The organism is Thiomonas sp., from assembly GCF_054608695.1.
On record NZ_JBTRXV010000022.1, the window covers coordinates 1 to 18,281 of the forward strand.

Genomic DNA, 18,281 nt, shown 5'->3' on the forward strand with positions numbered 1-18,281 from the left:
GACGCGATGTTCGTCGTCGGTTCGAGCAAGCACAACAACGAGCAGGCCTATCTGTTGCGCAAGTGGGTGTCGTTCTGGGGCAGCAACAACTGCGACCACCAGGCGCGCATCTGCCACTCCACCACGGTGGCCGGCGTGGCCAACACCTGGGGCTATGGCGCCATGACCAACTCGTACAACGACATGGCCAACGCCAAGGTCGCGCTGTACATCGGCTCCAACGCCGCCGAGGCGCACCCGGTGTCCATGCTGCACCTGCTGCATGCCAAGGAAAACGGCTGCAAGGTCATCGTCGTCGACCCGCGTTTCACCCGCACCGCGGCCAAGGCCGACAAGCACATCCGCATCCGCTCCGGCACCGACATTCCCTTCCTCTTCGGCGTGCTCTATCACATCTTCCAGCGCGGCTGGGAAGACCAGGCCTATCTCGATGCCAGGGTCTGGGGCATGGATCAGGTGAAGCAGGACGTGATGGCGAAATGGGCGCCTGACAAGGTGGAGGAAGTTTGCGGGGTGGACGGCGGCACCACGTTGATGGTGGCGCGCTGGCTGCACGAGAACAAGCCCGGCACCGTCGTCTGGTGCATGGGCCAGACGCAGCACACCATCGGCCACGCCATCGTGCGTGCATCCTGCATCCTGCAACTGGCGCTGGGCAATGTTGGCAAGTCGGGCGGTGGCACCAATATTTTCCGCGGCCACGACAACGTGCAGGGCGCCACCGACGTCGGCCCCAACCCGGACTCCCTGCCCGGTTATTACGGCGTGATCGAAGGCGCCTGGAGGCACTATGCCGGGGTCTGGGGCGTCGATTACGAGTGGATCAAGGGCCGCTTTGCGCCGGGCATGATGACCAAGCCGGGCATGACGGTGTCGCGCTGGATCGATGGTGTGCTCACCCCCAACGACATGGTGGACCAAGGCCCCAACCTGCGCGCGCAGGTCTTCTGGGGCCACGCGCCGAACTCGCAGACCCGCGGCCTGGACATGAAAAAAGCCATGGACAAGCTCGATCTGCTGGTGGTGGTCGATCCCTACCCCTCGGCCACCGCAGCCATGGCGGCCATGCCCGGAGACGCCAAGGATCTCAATCCCAAGCGCGCGGTCTACCTGCTGCCGGCCACCACCCAGTTCGAGACCTCGGGCTCGGTCACGGCATCCAACCGTTCGCTGCAGTGGCGCGAGCAGGTGGTCGAGCCGATGTTCGAGTCGCGCACCGATCACATGATCATGACCCAGCTCGCCGACAAGCTCGGTTTCGGCAAGGAGTTCGTGAAGAACTACAAGATGGTGCCGGGCAAGGGCGGCATGCCGGAGCCCGAGACCGAGTCCATCTTGCGCGAAATCAATCGCGGCGTCTGGACCATCGGCTATACCGGGCAAAGCCCCGAGCGCCTGAAAATCCACATGCGCAATATGCATGTGTTCGACGTGAAAACCCTGCGTGCGCGCGGCGGCATCGACGCCGGAACCGGCTACAAGCTCGACGGCGAATACTTCGGCCTGCCCTGGCCCTGCTACGGCACGCCCGAGCTGCGGCATCCAGGCACCCACATCCTGTACGACACCTCGCTCAACGTGATGCAGGGCGGCGGCAACTTCCGCGCCAATTTCGGCGTGGAACGTGACGGCCAGTCGCTGCTGGCGGCGGATGGTTCCGCCTCGAAGGGCGCGGACATCCAGACCGGCTACCCCGAGTTCGACTCCACCTTGCTGAAGAAGCTCGGCTGGTGGGACGAGCTCACCGACGCCGAGAAAAAAGCCGCCTCCGGCAAGAACTGGAAGACCGACTCCTCCGGCGGCATCATCCGCGTGGCGATGAAAAACCACGGTTGCCACCCTTTCGGCAATGCGCGCGCCCGCGCCGTGGTGTGGAACTTCCCGGACCCCATTCCGCAGCACCGCGAGCCGCTGTATTCCACCCGACCCGACATGGTGGTGAAGTACCCCACCTACGACGACAAGAAAGTGTTCTGGCGCCTGCCCACGCTGTACAAGACGGTGCAGCAGCAAAACATCGACATCGTCAAGAAGTTTCCGCTCATCCTCACCTCCGGCCGCCTGGTCGAGTACGAAGGCGGCGGCGACGAAACCCGCTCCAACCCCTGGCTGGCGGAGTTGCAGCAGTTCGCCTTCGTGCAAGTGCATCCGGCAGTGGCCAACGACCGCAATATCCGCGAGGGCGACGACGTCTGGGTCAGCACCCCAACCGGCGCGCGCATCAAGGTGCGGGCGCGCGTCACCGAGGCGGTGGATCGCTCCACGGTGTTCATCCCCTTCCACTTCGCCGGCCACTGGCAGGGCAAGGATCTGCGCCAGTTCTACCCGGAAGGCGCAGCGCCCATCGTGCTCGGCGAGGCGGTCAACACAGCGACCACCTACGGCTACGACGCCGTGACGATGATGCAGGAAAGCAAGACCACCGTGTGCCAACTCGAACGCGCTTGAGTACTCCACGCTAGCCAATGCAAGCCCAACGGAGACAACCATCATGGCCCGCATGAAATTCATTTGTGACACCGAGCGCTGCATCAATTGCAACGGCTGCGTCACCGCCTGCAAGAACGAGAACGAGGTTCCCTGGGGCGTCAACCGACGCCGCGTGGTCACCATGAACGAGGGCGTGCCGGGCGAGAAATCCATCTCGGTGGCCTGCATGCACTGCTCGGACGCACCGTGCATGGCGGTGTGTCCGGTGAGCTGCTTCTACCGCACCCCCGAAGGCGTGGTGCTGCACGACAAGGATGTGTGCATCGGCTGCGGCTACTGCTCCTACGCCTGTCCCTTCGGCGCGCCGCAGTTCCCCGCCAACGGCGAATTCGGCCTGCGCGGCAAGATGGACAAATGCACGTTCTGCGCCGGCGGCCCCGCGCCCAACGGCTCGGAAGAGCAGTTCAAGCAATACGGCCGCGATCGCCTGGCTGAAGGCAAGCTGCCGATCTGCGCCGAGATGTGCTCGACCAAAGCCTTGCTGGCGGGCGACGGCGAGGTCGTCGCCGACATCCTGCGCGACCGCGTGCTGCATCGCGGCGGCGGTGCCGAACTGTGGGGCTGGGGCACCGCCTACGGCAAGGGCGAAGCACCCGCCACGCAGCCGGCGGCGGCCAGCCAGGGAGCCCGATCATGAACATGACGCGACACGTCCGTGCGCTGGCGACGCTGCTGGCCTTGGTCGCACTCGGCGCATGCAGCCAGAAACCGCAGACCCTGACGCAGACCGGCGCCCCGGCATCCGAGGCGCCGTGGATGGGGGGCAAGCCGGCCTTCACCGAGTCTGGCTGGAAAGTGGGCGATCAGGCAAGCTGGCAGCGCGAAATCGACCGCCGCGCCCAGGCCCAGAACGAATACGTGCGCATGCGCTGACCCGGTGGAGGGCATGATGTCCAGACCATTCCTTGTTCCGGCCTCGATGCTGCGCAGCGCGGGGCCTTGGCACGCCTTGTTCGCTGGTGTGTTCTTTGTCGCGTTGTTGGTCGCGTTGCTCCTGTCCCCAGCCCGCGCCTGGGCACAAGCTGCGGTCACTCCGGCGCAAACGCCGCCAGCGCCGGGCGCGGTCCAGGCCGGTGTTCAGCAAGGAACCCAAGCCACGGCCAGCCAGCTTGCCGGGCATCCCGCGGCGCCACCCGGGGCCGACACCCTGGCCGGTTATGCCGAGCAAAACAACGGCCAGCGCGAACAGGTGCAGCCGGGCAACAACGCGCCGATGTGGCGCGCCATCAAGCAGCAATCCGGTTTCAGCAGCCTGCCCGCACCCGAAGCGGGCGTGCTGATCCAGCCGCAAACCCGCTATCCCGGCTCCGACTTCACTTCGGCCGGCGAGGCCTGGCGCCAGGCGCGCAACCTGCTGCTCATCCCGGTGGGCGGCTGGCTGCTCATCCTCGCATTGGTCGGCATTGCCGTGTTCTACGCCGTCAAGGGCCAGATTCGCCTGCACCAGAGGCCCACGGGGCGCAAGATCGAACGCTTCACCCCGTTCGAGCGCTTCATGCACTGGGCCCTTGCCTACAGCTTCATCGCCCTGGCGGTGTCGGGCATCGTCATGATGTTCGGCAAGTTCTTCCTTCTGCCCGTGCTCGGCCTCAGCCTGTTCGGCTGGCTCAGCTATGCGCTCAAGACCCTGCACAACTTTGTCGGTCCGCTGTTCGGGATCGCCCTGGTCATCGTGCTGCTCACCTTCATTCGCGACAACCTGCCGAGCCGGCAGGATCTCGCCTGGCTGGCCAAGGGCGGCGGCATGTTCGGTGGCGCCGAGGTGCCGGCGGCGCGCTTCAACGCGGGCGAAAAGATCTGGTTCTGGCTCGGTGTCCTGGCCCTCGGCTTGATCGCGGTCGGCTCGGGGCTGGTGTTGGACAGACTCGTGCCCAACTTTCCCTACACCCGTGGCGCGATGCAGGTGGCCGAAATCATCCACGCCAGCGCCACCATTCTGCTGATGGCCATGGCCTTTGGCCATATCTACATCGGCACCGTCGGCACCGAAGGCGCGCTCGATGGCATGCGCACCGGCTATGTCGACGAAGCCTGGGCCAAGCAACACCATGCGCTGTGGCTGGACGACATCAAGGCCGGCAAGATTCCCGTCCAGCGCAGCGGTGCCAAGGCACAGGCGCCGATCGCCGTGGCCAAGCCCAAAGTTTGAGGAGCCCGCATGAAACCCGCACATCTCGTCCTCGTTTGTTGTGCCCTGAGCCTGGGGGCCGCTGCCTGGGCCAAGCTGCCCCCACCCAGCCCCGAGGCCAAGGCCAAGGCGGAAGAGGCTGCGGCCAAGGCGAAATGGGGCGACAAGGTCGCCGCCTATCAGCTTTGCCGGGCTCAGAACAAGGTCGCCGCCGACTACTACGCGCATGCCAAGCAGCAGGGCGAGTCGACCCAACCGCCGGTGGCGACGCCAGCCTGCGTCGACCCCGGCCCTTTCGCCTATGCCCCGCCCGAAGCGGCGCCTGCGCCATCTGCCGACAAGAAGTAGCCAGCGCGTTCGCCAGCGCGCTTGCCGGCGTCAACATTGGGCCGGCCCCGTGCGAGCAGGGTCGTACGGGGGTAGGCTGAGGGCCGATGCCAACGCGGCCAGTCCTGTATGCAGAAGTCCTTCCTGGCCCGATCCCTGTCCGGCCCATCCGCAACACCCATGCACACACACTCCGCCCAACCTACTTCCGCCCCGGCTTTGCCGACGCGGGCTCGGGTGCCGCGCGCGCCCCTGCTCAGCGACGCCAGCGTCGAGTTGACGCGCGCGGTCGACGTGCGCAACGAATATGGCGAGCCGCAGCAGGTGCACATTCCTGCCGAGCGCCCGCTCACGCTCTACCTCGACAAGCACGAACTGGTCACCCTCATGACCGTGGGCGCGGCGCCGGAGCTGCTGGCGCTGGGCTATTTGCGCAACCAGCGCCTGGTGCGCGCCATCGACGACATCGCCGCGGTGCAGGTGGACTGGGAGGTCGAAGCCTGTTCCATCACCAGCCGCGGCGGCATTGCCGACCTGGCACTGCGCAGCTCGGCCAAACGCGTCGTCACCACCGGCTGTGGCCAGGGCACGGTGTACGCCGATCTGATGAACGAGGTCGGCACCACCGAGCTCGACCCGCACACCCGCATCCGCCAGAGCGAGCTCTACGCCCTGCTCGACGCCATGCGCCTGCACGACAGCATCTACAAGACCGCCGGTTCGGTGCATGGCTGCGCCTTGTTCGCCGGCGGCGAGCTGCTGATGTTCACCGAGGACGTGGGCCGCCACAACGCGGTGGACGCCATTTCCGGCTGGATGTGGCTGCACGGCGTGGAAGGCGCCGGCAAGGTGTTCTACACCACCGGACGGCTGACGTCGGAGATGGTCATCAAATGCGCGCTGATGGGCGTGGCCATCCTGGTGTCGCGCTCGGGCGTGACGCAGATGGGCTACGACATTGCGCAGCAACGCGGCATCGCCCTGTTCGCGCGCTGCACCAATCGCCATTTCCTGCAATACACCGGGTTCGAGCGCTTCATCGCCGAGCCACTCTTGCGACCCGTCGTCAGCACGGCGGTGGGAGCATGAGCGTGTATCCCATGGCCCATCTCGTCGTCGCCAATGCAGGCGCCGTTCCGAGCGCCACGACGATGCCAGCGGCCGCGCCCCAGGTGCCGCAGTTGCAGCTAGGCGTGTTGCTCCAGCGCCAGCGCCAGCACAACCGCTGGCAGCGCTGGCGCTGGAGCTTGCTGGATGTGCTGCCGGCCGAGGCAAGTCGCAGCCCGGGTGATGCGCGCGTGGCCCAGGCGCCATCGCCCAGCCCACTCTGCCTGGCGTGGAGTGAGGCCGCATCGCAATGGCTCTACCCCGGCCACGGCGTGCAACTGCACCGCGACGAGGCCGAGGGTTATCACCTCAACCTCACCTCGCCCAGCCCGTCGTGGTTCGTCTGGTGGAGCGCCCCGGCCGAGCCTGATTGCGACGATCCACGCCAGTTGTCCGCCGGCCTGCCGGCGGTGCAGGCGGTCACGCTCTCCTACAACGAGGCCGCACGCTGGATGGACGCTGGCGAGACGGTTGAAATCGCAGCCTTGCCGGGCGAAGTGGCCAACTGGCTGGCCGACTTCAACACCACGCACTACAAGCCCGAGCCGCGCAAGCGCCGCCGCCCGCAAAGTTTCCTCACCCCGCAGGAGCGCGACGCCACACGCGTCCATGCCGCATCCGCGACCGACCCTGGCGAGGCGCCGGCCCAATCCGCGCAGGACGAACCCCCGGCGTCTTGTCCGTGAGCGCAGGACCATGACCACGCCTTCCCCGAAAGACGACGCGCCGGCCAGCGGTTTTCTCACGCGCTGGTCGCGTCGCAAGCTGCAATCGAAGGACGCCGTGCCGCAGCAAGGCGGGCAAGCCGCCGCCGCTTCGGCTTCGGCATCCGCTGCCACTGCGGCGCCCGGCGCGCTCGACCCTGCTGCAGCAAGGGCAGTGGAGCCGGCACCGCCGTCCCAAACCCAGCCTGGCGAACCCGCACAAATCCCACCCGCCGCGCCCACGCTGGACGAGTTGCAGGCGCTCGATCACAGCGCCGACCTGCGGCGCTTCGTCGCCGCCGGGGTGGACGAAGGCGTGCGCCGCGCCGCCTTGCGCAAAATGTTCCAAGCCCCCCAGTTCAATGTGATGGACGGGCTCGACACCTATATCGACGACTACAACGTCGCCAGCCCGATGCCGGCGGCCATGCTCGAGCGCCTGCGCCAGAGTGCCGCCTCCGGCCTGTTCGCCCAGCCTGATGCGCCGATGGCCGACGCCGTGGAGGCCGGCAGGCCGGAGCGACCCACGGCGTCGGCGGCCAGCGTTGCGGCCGAGCCCGCCGCATCCCAGCCCGGCAACGTTGCCCTGGCCTCCCAAGCTCCGCAGCACAGCCCTCCGGCAGCTGCGATGACGCCGGCTGATCCGACGTCCATCCATCCAGCGCAACCCGACGCACCCCCCGAGACATGAAAACCCTGGTCTGCGATTGCAACCACAGCATGCCGCTGGACTTTGCCGAGCTGTCCGCCGCGCTCGGCGAGAAGCTGACGCCGCACAGCCAGCTTTGCCGACGCGAGATGGCCCAGTTCCAGCGTGCCGCGCAGGACGATGCGCCGCTGCTGGTGGCCTGCACCCAGGAGTCGCGCCTGTTCGCCGAAGTCGCCGGCCAGACCGAAGGCGTGCCGCCGTCCGATGTGCGCCCGATCCGCTTCGTCAACATTCGCGAGACCGCCGGCTGGAGCCGGCAAGCCGCCGCTGCCGGTCCCAAAATGGCCGCGCTGCTGGCCGCCGCCGCATTGCCCGAGCCTGAGCCGGTGCCCACCGCCACGTACACCAGCCAGGGCCGCTGCCTGGTGCTGGGCGATGTCGCCTCGCTGCAGCTCGCCCGCGGCCTGCTGGCCGACAGCCTCACCCTCACCCTGCTCGACACCGGCGCCGCTGCGGGCAAGACTTCAGCGGCAGCCTTGCCCTTGCAGCGCGACCAGCTGGTGCATGCCGGCCGCGTCATCGCCGTGCGCGGCTGGCTCGGGGCTTTCGAGGTGAGCTGGGAGAGCGCCAACCCCATCGACCTCGACCTCTGCACCCGCTGCAATGCCTGCCTGCGGGCCTGCCCGGAAGACGCCATCGGGCTGGACTACCAGATCGACTTGTCGCGCTGCACCTCGCAGCGCGGCTGCGTGCGCGCCTGCGGCGGCATCGGCGCGATCGACTTCGACCGCGCGCCGCAGCGCCATGTCGAAACCTTCGACCTCGTCCTCGACCTGCAACCCGTTCCCGCCATTCGCCTGCACCAGCCGCCACAGGGCTATTACGCTCCGGGCGCCGACCCGCTGGCGCTGGTGCGCGCCGTGGCCGAGCTGCGCGAGCGCCAGGGCAAGTTCGAGAAGCCGCGCTTCTTCCAGTACGACGCCAAGCTCTGCGCCCACAGCCGCAACAGCTTGCTCGGCTGCAACGCCTGTGTCGAGGTGTGCTCGGCCCAGGCCATCAGCAGCCGCGCGCGCCTGCGTGCCGACCAGCCACAACCGCCGGCCCCATCCGTTGAGCCGGTGCAAGGCTTGGAGCCGTCAAGCGCCAACGGCCAGCGCAGCCCTGGCGCCAAACCCTTCCTGAACCAGATCGAGGTCGAGCCGCATCTGTGCGTCGGCTGCGGCGCCTGCACCACGGTTTGCCCATCCGGCGCGCTCACCTATGCCTGGCCGCGCGCCACCGATCTGGGCGCCCGCCTGCGCGCCCTGCTGGGCACGGCGCAGCGCGCCGGGCTGAAGCGCCCGGCGCTGCTGCTGCACAGCCAGGCGCAGGGCGCGCAGCTGCTGGGCGAACTCGGCCGCCTGGCGGCAAGCCGGTGCGAGCTGCAAGGCTTGCCCGCACATGTCATGCCGGTGGCGTTGTGGCATATCGCCTCGGTCGGGCTTGAGCTGTGGCTGGCGGCGGCAGCCTGGGGCGCGGCTGAAATCCTAGTGCTGTCCACCGGCGACGAGGCGCCGGCCTACCTCGATGCCCTGCGCGCCCAACTTGCCCTCGGCCAAACCCTGTTGCATGGCATGGGCTACACCGGCACCCGGCTGGCGCTGGTGCAAACGGCCGATGCGACCGAACTCGACGCCCTGCTGGCCACACCGCGCCCGGCCGGCGCCGTGCCCACGGCTGCGGCCGGCTTTGCCGCGCTGGCGCAAAAGCGCGCCACGCTCGACCTTGCGCTCGACCACCTGCTGCGCCATGCGCCGCTGCAAACCGTGGCGCAGGGCGAGGCGGCCATCGCCCTGCCGCATGGCGCGGGCGCTCCGCTTGGCGCCATTCACGTCGATCCCGCGCGCTGCACCCTGTGCCTGAGCTGCGTTGGCGCCTGCCCCGCCGGCGCGCTGCTCGACAACCCGCAAACCCCGCAACTGCGCTTCGTCGAGAAAAACTGCGTGCAGTGCGGCCTGTGCGTCAAGACCTGCCCGGAAGACGCCATCCGCCTCGAACCGCGGCTGCAATGGGGGCCGCAGCGCAGCGAGCCGCGCACCCTGCACCAGGCCCAGCCCTGGCGCTGCGTGCGCTGCGGCAAACCATTCGGCACGGTGCGGGCCATCGAGCAGATGCTGGTCAAGCTCGCCGGTCATCCGGTCTTTGCCGGCGCTGCCGCCGAGCGCTTGAAAATGTGTGGCGATTGCCGCGTCATCGACATGCACAGCGGCGCCGGCACCGCGCCGTCCTCGGTCCCCACATCCCACAACCCGCGCTGAATGGCGCAGGCCTCCCTGCTCACCGCACTGCCAACCTTTCTGCTGATTGCTTCGCTGCCCGCCGCCATGTCATCCCCTTCCACCGCCAGCCCGCAACCCCTGGCCGCCGCCCCGAGCGCCGAAGACGCCGACCGTGCCGATGTCTGGGGCTTGCTCGCGCTGCTCTACATCGCCCCGGCCGATGCCGAGCTGCTGCGGCATCTGGCCGAACAGCCCGCCGCTGCAGCTGCAGCGGCCGACGCGCGGCCCAGCCCGCTGCAGGCCGCCTGGGTGAGGCTGGCCGAGGCGGCGCGCCACACCAGCGCCGTCGCCGCGCGCGAGGCCTTTGAAACCCTGTTCGGCGGCATCGGCCAGCCGGCGGTGTATGTCTACGGCTCTTACTACCTGGCCGGCGCGCTGCACGAAAAGCCGCTCGCGCGCCTGCGCGGCGACTTGCAGGAACTCGGCCTGGCACGGCGCCAGGAGGTGGGCGAGAGCGAGGACCACTTCGCCATCCTGGCTGAAATCATGCGTTTTCTCATCGCCGGCGACGACCCCGCGCTGTGCCTGCTGACGCGCCAGCGCGCGCTGTTCCAGGCGCATATTCATCCCTGGGGCACACGCATGTGCGAGGCCATCGCCGCGCATCCGGCGGCTGGTTTCTACGGCGCCGTGGCTGATTTCACCCGCGAATTTCTTGCCGTCGAACAACTCGGTTTCGACTTGCTGGACTGAGGTTTTGCCGCGTTGCTGCCGTCGCGCTTGCGCAGGCCGGGAGCGTCAAGCGCGCAAGCCACGGTGAGGATGCCACGATGACCACCGTGAGGGCAGGGCGTCGCCAGCCTGCGGCGTCGGCTGATCCTCAGGACTGCTGAACGCGGCCGTGCCCGCTGCGCTAGCCTTGCCCTGCATGTCGATTTCCGAGCCAGCCCCAGATCACCTCAGACCGCCGCAGATGCTTTCACGCAAATACCGCTACCTCATCGCCCTGGCGCAGGAGCGCCACTTCGGCCGTGCCGCCGCCAGCTGCCATGTTTCGCCATCCACCCTGTCGGCCGCCATTCGCGACCTCGAAGCCGAGCTGGGCGTGGCCGTGGTCGAGCGCGGCCAGGCCTTTTCGGGCTTCACCAGCGAAGGCCTGGCGGTGCTCGACTATGCCCGACGCATGGCGGCCGTGGAGGCGGATTTCCGCTTGCACCTGACCCAGCTGGGCGCGGGCTTGAGCGGCCGGCTGCGGCTCGGGGTGATTCCCACCGCGCTCACCGTGGTGGCGGCGCTGTCGGCCGAGCTGGCGCGGCAGCATCCGCAACTCACCCTTGAAATTCTCTCGCTCAACACCGACGCCATCCTGCGCCGGGTGCAATCGTTCGAAGTCGACGGCGGCATCGTCTACACCGAGTCCAGCCACGCAGCGGAGCTGGAGTTCGTGCCCGTCTGGCATGAGCAGCATGTGCTCATCGCCGGCGCCGGCACCCCCGCATGGGGTCTCAAGACCATCACCTGGGCCGAGGCGGGGCAACTGCCGCTATGCCTGCTGACGCCGGACATGCAGAACCGCAAGACCATCAACCGCGTGTTCGATGGCCTGGGCCTGTGCCCGCAGCCGGGGGTGGAAACCAACTCCATCGTCAGCATGCTGGCGCATGTGGCCAGCGGTAGCTGGTGCAGCATCCTGCCGCGCAGCGTGCTCGACAACATCGGCATACCGCAGGGGGTGGATGTGGTGCTTCTGGAACAACCCCTGGTGTCGTGGCAGACCGGACTGGTGACGCTGGCGCGCAAGCCCAGGCCGGTGGCGGTGGAGGCGCTGATCGCCGCAGCGCTGCAGTTGGGCGCGGGCTGAGGCCTTGGCAAGGCGCCGCCACAGCACCGGACTTGGATCTCCACCGGGTATTCATGCCGATTGAGACCATGGGCGCATGCTGGAAAACCGAACGCCTCTTCAGGAAATATCGATGGGCAATTTCCGCCTCGGCAAGTAACTTGCGGTCACAGGCTTGCGCTATAAACCTATTCCGCTACCCAAGCAGTAGCGGTAACGTTGTTCATGCCAACAACCCACAAGAGGAGACACCATGTCCGAATCGATGACGACAACCCTGCCAGCGGCAGGTCTGCTTGACCGCGAGCGAACCGTTGCGGGCACGCAGTTCAACCGCTGGCTGGTGCCGCCAGCAGCACTCGCCATCCACCTTTGCATCGGTATGGCCTACGGCTTTTCCGTGTTCTGGCTGCCCATGAGCAAGCTGCTCACCGGCACCGACGCCGCCCTGTGCAGCAGCATGGGTTTCTGGGGCCAGCTCACCACCACCAGCTGCAACTGGACCGTGCCATCGGTCACGCACATCTTCGAAGTCTTCATCGCCTTTCTCGGCATTTCAGCGGCCGTCTGGGGCGCCTGGCTGGAACACGCTGGCCCGCGCAAGGCCGGATTCATCGCCGCACTGTGCTGGGGCGGCGGCCTCGTGTTGGGCGGCATTGGCGTCTCCACCCACCAACTCTGGCTGGTGATCCTGGGCAGCGGGGTGCTGGGTGGCATCGGCCTGGGCCTGGGCTACATCACGCCTGTCTCGACACTCATCAAGTGGTTCCCGGACCGTCGCGGCCTGGCCACCGGTTTCGCCATCATGGGCTTTGGTGGTGGCGCCATGATCGGCGCGCCGCTGGCGGTGGCGCTGATGAAACATTTCAGTGCCACCAGCCCCCAAGGCGTGGCCCCCACGCTCATCCTCATGGGCGTTCTCTACTTCCTGGTGATGTCGGCCGGGGCCTTCGGCTTTCGCGTGCCGCCCACGGGCTGGAAGCCGCTGGGCTGGACGCCCAAGGCTCAAGGCGGCAACGCCATGATCACCGACCATGAGGTGCATCTCAACAAGGCCTGGAAGACGCCGCAGTTCTGGCTGGTGTGGGGTGTGCTGTGCCTGAACGTCACGGCCGGTATCGGCGTGTTGTCCATGGCCAGCCCCATGCTGCAAGACGTGTTTGGTGGCCGCCTCATCGGGCTCGGCAGCGCCACGGCGCTCGACGCCGCGCAGAAAGCCAGTGTGGTGGCGGCCGCTGCCGGCCTGCTCGGGCTCATCAGCCTGTTCAACAGCGGCGGGCGCCTGTTCTGGGCCGCGCTGTCGGACTACATCGGCCGCAAGACCACCTACGCCGTCTTTTTCGCCCTCGGCATCGTGCTGTACGCCAGCCTGCCCAGCCTGGGCCACAGCGGCGCGGCCGGCCTGTTCATCCTCGTGGTCTGCATCATCATGACCATGTACGGCGGCGGCTTCGCCACCGTGCCGGCGTATCTGGCCGACCTGTTCGGCACGCAGATGGTGGGCGCCATCCACGGCCGCCTGCTCACCGCCTGGTCGGTGGCCGGCGTGGCGGGCCCCTTCCTCATCGCCGCCATTCGCCAGACCCAGATCAACGCCGGCGTGGCGCACAACCTGGTGTACGACCGCACCCTGTACATCCTCACTGGCCTGCTGCTGCTGGGCTTCATCCTGAACATGCTGGTGCGCCCGGTCAACCCCAAGTACTACATGACCCCCGACGAGCTGGCTCGCGAGCGTGCCCTCAAGCATGAAGACCGCATCGGCGGCGACGCGGAACACGCCGCGCGCGGCAGCTTGGGGCTGGTCGGCGTGCTGGCCTGGGCCGCCGTGGGCATTCCCTTCCTCATCGGCGTGACCATCGCCCTGCAAAAAGCAGCAGTTCTGTTCTGAGCTAAGGTTTACGAACAGCGGCTGGATTCAGTCGCTGCCCAGTCGGTAGAACATCCGAGGCCGGCATGCAGCCGGCCTCGTCGCTTCACGAGCACCCAAGACACATCACAACAATCGAGTCCCGCCGTCATGTCCACCACAGCGCCTACAAAGGTTCCCCGCGCCGTCGAGCCGCAGCAAAGCGCCGCTCGCCCCCAGCCGCTGCGCTTCATGCGCAACACTCCGCGCGGCGGCCTGGTCAGCCCGCAGGCGCGGCAAGCCGTGCAAGCCGCTTGCGCCGATCTGGCCGCCCGGCCCGACCTGCTGATGGAGCACCTGCACCGCATCAACGACGCCGAAGGCGGCCTGCGCCCCTCGCGCCTCGCCGCGCTGGCCGAATGGCTGCGCCTGAGCACCAGCGAGGTGTTTGAAGTCGCCAGCTTCTACCACCACTTTCGCCTGCTGCGCGAAGACGAACCCGCGCCCACGGCCACCGTGCGCGTGTGCACCAATCTGAGCTGTGCCCTGGCCGGGGCCGATGCGCTGCTCACCGACCTGCAGCAACGCTGCGGCGATGGCGTCGCGGTGGAGGGCGCGTCCTGCATGGGCTTGTGCACCCGGGCCCCCGGCGTGCTGGTCGGGCGCCAGGCACTGGGCCATGCCACGGCGCAAGCGGTGCTCGCCGCCCTGCCGCAAGCCATCCCCCTCCCGACCTTCCCCGCCGGCGGGGGAGGCGAGAACACGCCCTCCCCCCCTGCGGGGAGGGTTGGGGTGGGGAACGTCGCGCCGCCAGCGCCGCAGGATGCCGAAGACCTCGCCGCCTATCGCGCAGGGGGCGGCTACGCCCTGCTGGCCGATTGCCGTGCCGGGCGCATCACCCCTGAAGTGGCGATGCAGCGCATCGAGGACGCCGAGTTGCGCGGCCTGGGCGGTGCCGGGTTTCCCAGCGTGCGCAAATGGCGCACCGTGGCGCAGCAGCCGGGCCCACGCCTGGTGGTGATCAACGCCGACGAAGGCGAGGTGGGCACCTGCAAGGACGGCCACCTGCTGCGCACCACGCCGCACCGCATGTTGGAGGGCATTCTGATCGCCGCCTGGGCCGTGGCCGCAGGCCGGGTGTGGATTTACCTGCGCGACGAATACGCCGCCGAGGGCGCGCTGTTGCACCGCGAACTGCAAGCCCTGCACGCCGCCGGGCTGCTGCGCTATGGCGGGGTGGATATTGGCGGCGCGGCGGATGATGAACCGGGCAGCGACGCCGAGGTGCGCAAGCGCCTGCCCCAAGTGGCGCTGCGCCGTGGTGCCGGGGCCTATATCTGCGGCGAGGAATCGGCGCTGATCGAATCGCTCGAAGGCAAACGCGGCATGCCCCGGCTCAAGCCGCCCATCGTCGCCATCAGCGGCCTGTTCGGCAGGCCCACGCTGGAGCACAACGTCGAAACCCTCTGGTGGGTGCGCGATATTCTGAATGGCCCGCTCGCCTGGGCCAACCAAGGCCGGCGTGGCTGCAAAGGCCTGCGCCGCTTCACCGTCTCGGGCCGCGTCGCCAAGCCCGGCGTGGTTCTGGCACCGGCGGGCATCACCTCGCGCGAACTCATCGACGAATACTGCGGCGGCATGGCCGCCGGCTGGACCCTGTACGGCGTGCTGCCCGGCGGCGCGTCCGGCGGCATACTCAATGAGAGCCAAGCCGACCTGCCGCTGGACTTCGGCACCCTGGACGCGCAAGGCTGCTTCATCGGCTCGATGGCCGTCATCGTTCTCGGCAGGAATCCGCATCACACCGACACCGCCACAAACGCCGCGCGCAACCTCATGCAGTTCTTCGCCCACGAGAGCTGCGGCCAATGCACTCCTTGCCGCGAAGGCACGCACCAGATGCTCGCCGCGATGGCCCCTTCGCAATGGGACGGCGCGCACATCGGCGCTTTAAGCCAGATCATGCGCGACGCGTCCATCTGCGGCCTCGGCCAGGCCGCCCCCAACCCCACCGACAGCGTGCTGCGCCACTTCCCGCAGGAAGTCGGAAGCGGCCGTGCGACAGCGGAGATCTGAATCATGGACATGACCCCACCCACCGTCGCCTTCAGTCTGGACGGCAAACCCCTCACCGCGCACGCGGGAGAAACCATCTGGGCCGCGGCGCAGCGCCACGGCGTGGAGATTCCGCATCTGTGCCATCAAGACCCTCTGCGCCCCGTGGGCAACTGCCGCGCCTGCATGGTCGAAGTGGCCGGCGAGCGCGTGCTCGCGGCGTCGTGCTGCCGCACGGTGGCGCCCGACATGCAGGTGCGGGCACAGAGCCCCCGCGCCCTGGCGGCGCAACGCGGCGTGCTCGAGTTGCTGGCTGCGCGCAAGCCGCAGCGGGTCGATCGCGTCAACGACGAACTCGACCACTGGGCGCAGCGCCTGGGTGCCGACCGCAGCCGCTACGCGGCCGCATTCCGAGACGTACAGGCCGAAGCCGCCCATTGGCCGCAAGCTCCAGCGGTGGACAACTCCCATCCCGCCATCACCTTCAATGCCGACGCCTGCATCCAGTGCACCCGCTGCCTGCGCGCCTGCCGCGAGGAGCAGGGCAACGACGTCATCGGCCTGGCCGGGCGCGGGGCTGGGGCGCGCATCGTGTTCGACCAAGGCGCACCCATGGGCGAGAGCACCTGCGTGGCCTGCGGCGAATGCGTGCAAGCCTGCCCCACCGGCGCGCTGGCCCCGGGCAACGGCTCCTGGGCCAAGCTCTCCAGCCGCGAGGTCGATTCGGTCTGCCCCTATTGCGGCGTGGGCTGTGCGCTCACCTATCACGTCCAGCCGGATGCGCAAGGCCATGAACACATCGCCCGCGTCGAAGGCCGTGACGGCATCGCCAACCAAAGCCGGCTGTGCGTCAAGGGCCGTTTCGGTTTCGACTATGTCGCCAACCCGGCGCGCCTCACCAAGCCGCTGATTCGCCGCGACGATGCGCCGAAGAACCCCGGGCAGGTCCGGCTTGCCGACTGGCGCACGGTGTTCCGCGAAGCCACCTGGGACGAAGCGCTGGAGCGCGCCGCCAGCGGCCTCTTGCGCATCCGCGGGCAGCATGGCGGCAAAGCCCTGGCCGGTTTCGGCAGCGCCAAGGGCACCAACGAGGAGGCCTACCTGTTCCAGAAGCTGGTGCGCGTGGGCTTCGGCACGCATAACGTGGACCACTGCACCCGGCTGTGCCATGCCTCCAGCGTGGCCGCCTTGCTCGAAGGCCTGGGCTCGGGCGCGGTGAGCAACCCGGTGATGGATGTGCTGCAGGCCGACGTGGTGCTGATCATCGGCGCCAATCCCACGGTGAACCATCCGGTGGGGGCCACCTGGATGAAGAACGCCCTCAAGCGCGGCACCCGCCTCATCCTCGCCGACCCGCGCCGCACCGAGCTGGCGCGCAAGGCCTGGATGACCCTGCAGTTCAAACCCGGCGCCGACCTCGCCCTGCTCAACGCCATGCTGCATGTGGTGTTTGCCGAGAACTTGCTCGACCGAGCCAGTGTGGCCGCCCGCTGCCACCCGGACGAGGTCGAAGCCATCCGCCAGCATGTCGCCGCGCTCAGCCCGGAGGCGATGGAGCCGATCTGCGGCGTGCCCGCTGCCGACATCCGCGCCTCCACCCGCGCTTTCGCCACCAGCAAGGGTTCGATGATCTTCTGGGGCATGGGCATCTCCCAGCATGTGCACGGCACCGACAATGTGCGTGCCCTCATCGCCCTGTGCCAGCTCACCGGCCAGATCGGCCGCCCCGGCACCGGGCTGCACCCCTTGCGCGGTCAGAACAATGTGCAGGGCGCCAGCGACGCCGGCCTCATTCCGATGATGTTCCCCGACTACGTGCGCACGCAGGACGCCGGGGTGCTGGAGCAGGTGGAGCGCTACTGGGCGCTGCCGCAAGGGCACTTGAGCCGCACGCCCGGCCTCACGGTGGTGGAGATCGTCCACGCCGCGCTCGCCGGCACCATCCGCGGCATGTACATCGAAGGCGAAAACCCGGCGATGAGCGACCCCGACGTGCACCACGCGCGACAAGCGCTCGCGGGGCTGGAGCATCTGGTGGTGCAAGACATTTTCCTCACCGAAACCGCAGCCCTGGCCGACGTGGTGCTGCCCGCTTCGGCCTGGCCGGAGAAGGCCGGCACCGTCACCAACACCGACCGTCTGGTGCAGCTCGGCCGCAAGGCGCTGGCCAGCCCCGGCGAAGCGCGGGCGGATTTGTGGATCATCCAGGAGATGAGCCGCCGCCTGGGCGTGGTGCCCATTGCCGAGGTGGACATGCACGGCGGCGCAGCCGGCGTGGGCGCGGTGTTCGAGGAAATGCGCGGCATGATGGCGTCGATCGCCGGCATCAGCTGGGCCAGGCTGCAGCGCGAAGGCTCCGTCACCTATCCCTGCCCGGCGGAAGACGAACCGGGACAGCGCGTGGTGTTCATCGACCGCTTTCCCACCGCCGACGGCCGCGCCAAGCTGCGCCCCGCGCCGCTGGGCTTTGCCGACGAGCAGCCCGACAACGCCTACCCCTATGTGCTCATCACCGGGCGCGAGCTGGAGCACTGGCACACCGGCGCCATGACCCGCCACGCCAGCGTGCTCGACGCCCTGGAGCCCCTGCCCACGGTGAGCATCCACCCCACGCTGCTGGCCAAGCTGGGCCTGCGTGCGGGGGAGGCGCTGCAGGTGGAGTCGCGCCGCGGGGTCATCACCCTGGCCACGCGCGCCGACGAGGCCATGCCGGAAGACGCCGTGTTCATCCCCTTCGCCTACGCCGAGGCCGCAGCCAACCTGCTGACCAACGCCGCCCTCGACCCCTGGGGAAAGATCGCCGAGGTGAAATATTGCGCGGTGAAACTGGGGAAACCGCAGGCCGCGATGGCCCAGGCTTGAATCTGGGTTGCA

At 68.3% G+C, this 18,281-nt stretch carries 14 protein-coding genes; all 14 read left to right on the forward strand.

The window, feature by feature from the left end:
- The coding region (locus ACYCUK_RS09715) for a formate dehydrogenase subunit alpha (protein ID WP_461594574.1) at window positions 1–2,448 on the forward strand (2,448 nt) is incomplete at its 5' end.
- Window positions 2,449–2,491: 43 nt separating this feature from the next.
- Window positions 2,492–3,127, forward strand: coding sequence for a formate dehydrogenase FDH3 subunit beta (gene fdh3B, locus ACYCUK_RS09720; RefSeq protein WP_461594575.1), 636 nt, complete (start codon window positions 2,492–2,494; stop codon window positions 3,125–3,127).
- A complete protein-coding gene (locus tag ACYCUK_RS09725) occupies window positions 3,124–3,363 on the forward strand; it encodes a hypothetical protein (protein ID WP_461594576.1) in 240 nt (79 codons plus the stop codon). The genes fdh3B and ACYCUK_RS09725 overlap by 4 nt, the downstream gene beginning before the upstream one ends.
- Before the next feature lie 16 nt (window positions 3,364–3,379).
- Window positions 3,380–4,639, forward strand: a complete 1,260-nt coding sequence (locus ACYCUK_RS09730) for a formate dehydrogenase subunit gamma (RefSeq protein WP_461594577.1) — start codon at window positions 3,380–3,382, stop codon at window positions 4,637–4,639.
- 9 nt (window positions 4,640–4,648) lie between these two features.
- Window positions 4,649–4,966 carry a hypothetical protein gene (locus tag ACYCUK_RS09735; RefSeq protein WP_461594578.1) on the forward strand — a complete coding sequence of 106 codons (318 nt, stop codon included), beginning with the start codon at window positions 4,649–4,651 and terminating at the stop codon, window positions 4,964–4,966.
- Window positions 4,967–5,182: 216 nt separating this feature from the next.
- Entirely contained in the window at window positions 5,183–6,034 is an 852-nt protein-coding gene (locus ACYCUK_RS09740; protein ID WP_461594611.1) for a formate dehydrogenase accessory sulfurtransferase FdhD, read from the forward strand.
- Window positions 6,031–6,738, forward strand: coding sequence for a DUF3305 domain-containing protein (locus ACYCUK_RS09745; protein ID WP_461594579.1), 708 nt, complete (start codon window positions 6,031–6,033; stop codon window positions 6,736–6,738). The genes ACYCUK_RS09740 and ACYCUK_RS09745 overlap by 4 nt, the downstream gene beginning before the upstream one ends.
- Before the next feature lie 10 nt (window positions 6,739–6,748).
- Window positions 6,749–7,447: a DUF3306 domain-containing protein gene (locus ACYCUK_RS09750; protein WP_461594580.1), complete on the forward strand. Its 699-nt coding sequence runs from the start codon at window positions 6,749–6,751 to the stop codon at window positions 7,445–7,447.
- Entirely contained in the window at window positions 7,444–9,702 is a 2,259-nt protein-coding gene (locus ACYCUK_RS09755) for a 4Fe-4S dicluster domain-containing protein (protein ID WP_461594581.1), read from the forward strand. Before ACYCUK_RS09750 ends, ACYCUK_RS09755 begins: the two co-directional genes overlap by 4 nt.
- Window positions 9,703–10,416 carry a TorD/DmsD family molecular chaperone gene (locus tag ACYCUK_RS09760; protein WP_461594582.1) on the forward strand — a complete coding sequence of 238 codons (714 nt, stop codon included), beginning with the start codon at window positions 9,703–9,705 and terminating at the stop codon, window positions 10,414–10,416.
- A 220-nt stretch (window positions 10,417–10,636) separates the two neighbouring features.
- Window positions 10,637–11,524: a LysR family transcriptional regulator gene (locus ACYCUK_RS09765; protein ID WP_461594583.1), complete on the forward strand. Its 888-nt coding sequence runs from the start codon at window positions 10,637–10,639 to the stop codon at window positions 11,522–11,524.
- A gap of 232 nt (window positions 11,525–11,756) precedes the next feature.
- Window positions 11,757–13,394: an OFA family MFS transporter gene (locus tag ACYCUK_RS09770; protein WP_461594584.1), complete on the forward strand. Its 1,638-nt coding sequence runs from the start codon at window positions 11,757–11,759 to the stop codon at window positions 13,392–13,394.
- Between the two features lie 129 nt (window positions 13,395–13,523).
- Entirely contained in the window at window positions 13,524–15,428 is a 1,905-nt protein-coding gene (locus tag ACYCUK_RS09775) for an NADH-ubiquinone oxidoreductase-F iron-sulfur binding region domain-containing protein (RefSeq protein WP_461594585.1), read from the forward strand.
- A 9-nt stretch (window positions 15,429–15,437) separates the two neighbouring features.
- Window positions 15,438–18,269 carry a molybdopterin-dependent oxidoreductase gene (locus ACYCUK_RS09780; RefSeq protein WP_461594586.1) on the forward strand — a complete coding sequence of 944 codons (2,832 nt, stop codon included), beginning with the start codon at window positions 15,438–15,440 and terminating at the stop codon, window positions 18,267–18,269.
- The last annotated feature ends 12 nt before the right edge of the window (window positions 18,270–18,281 follow it).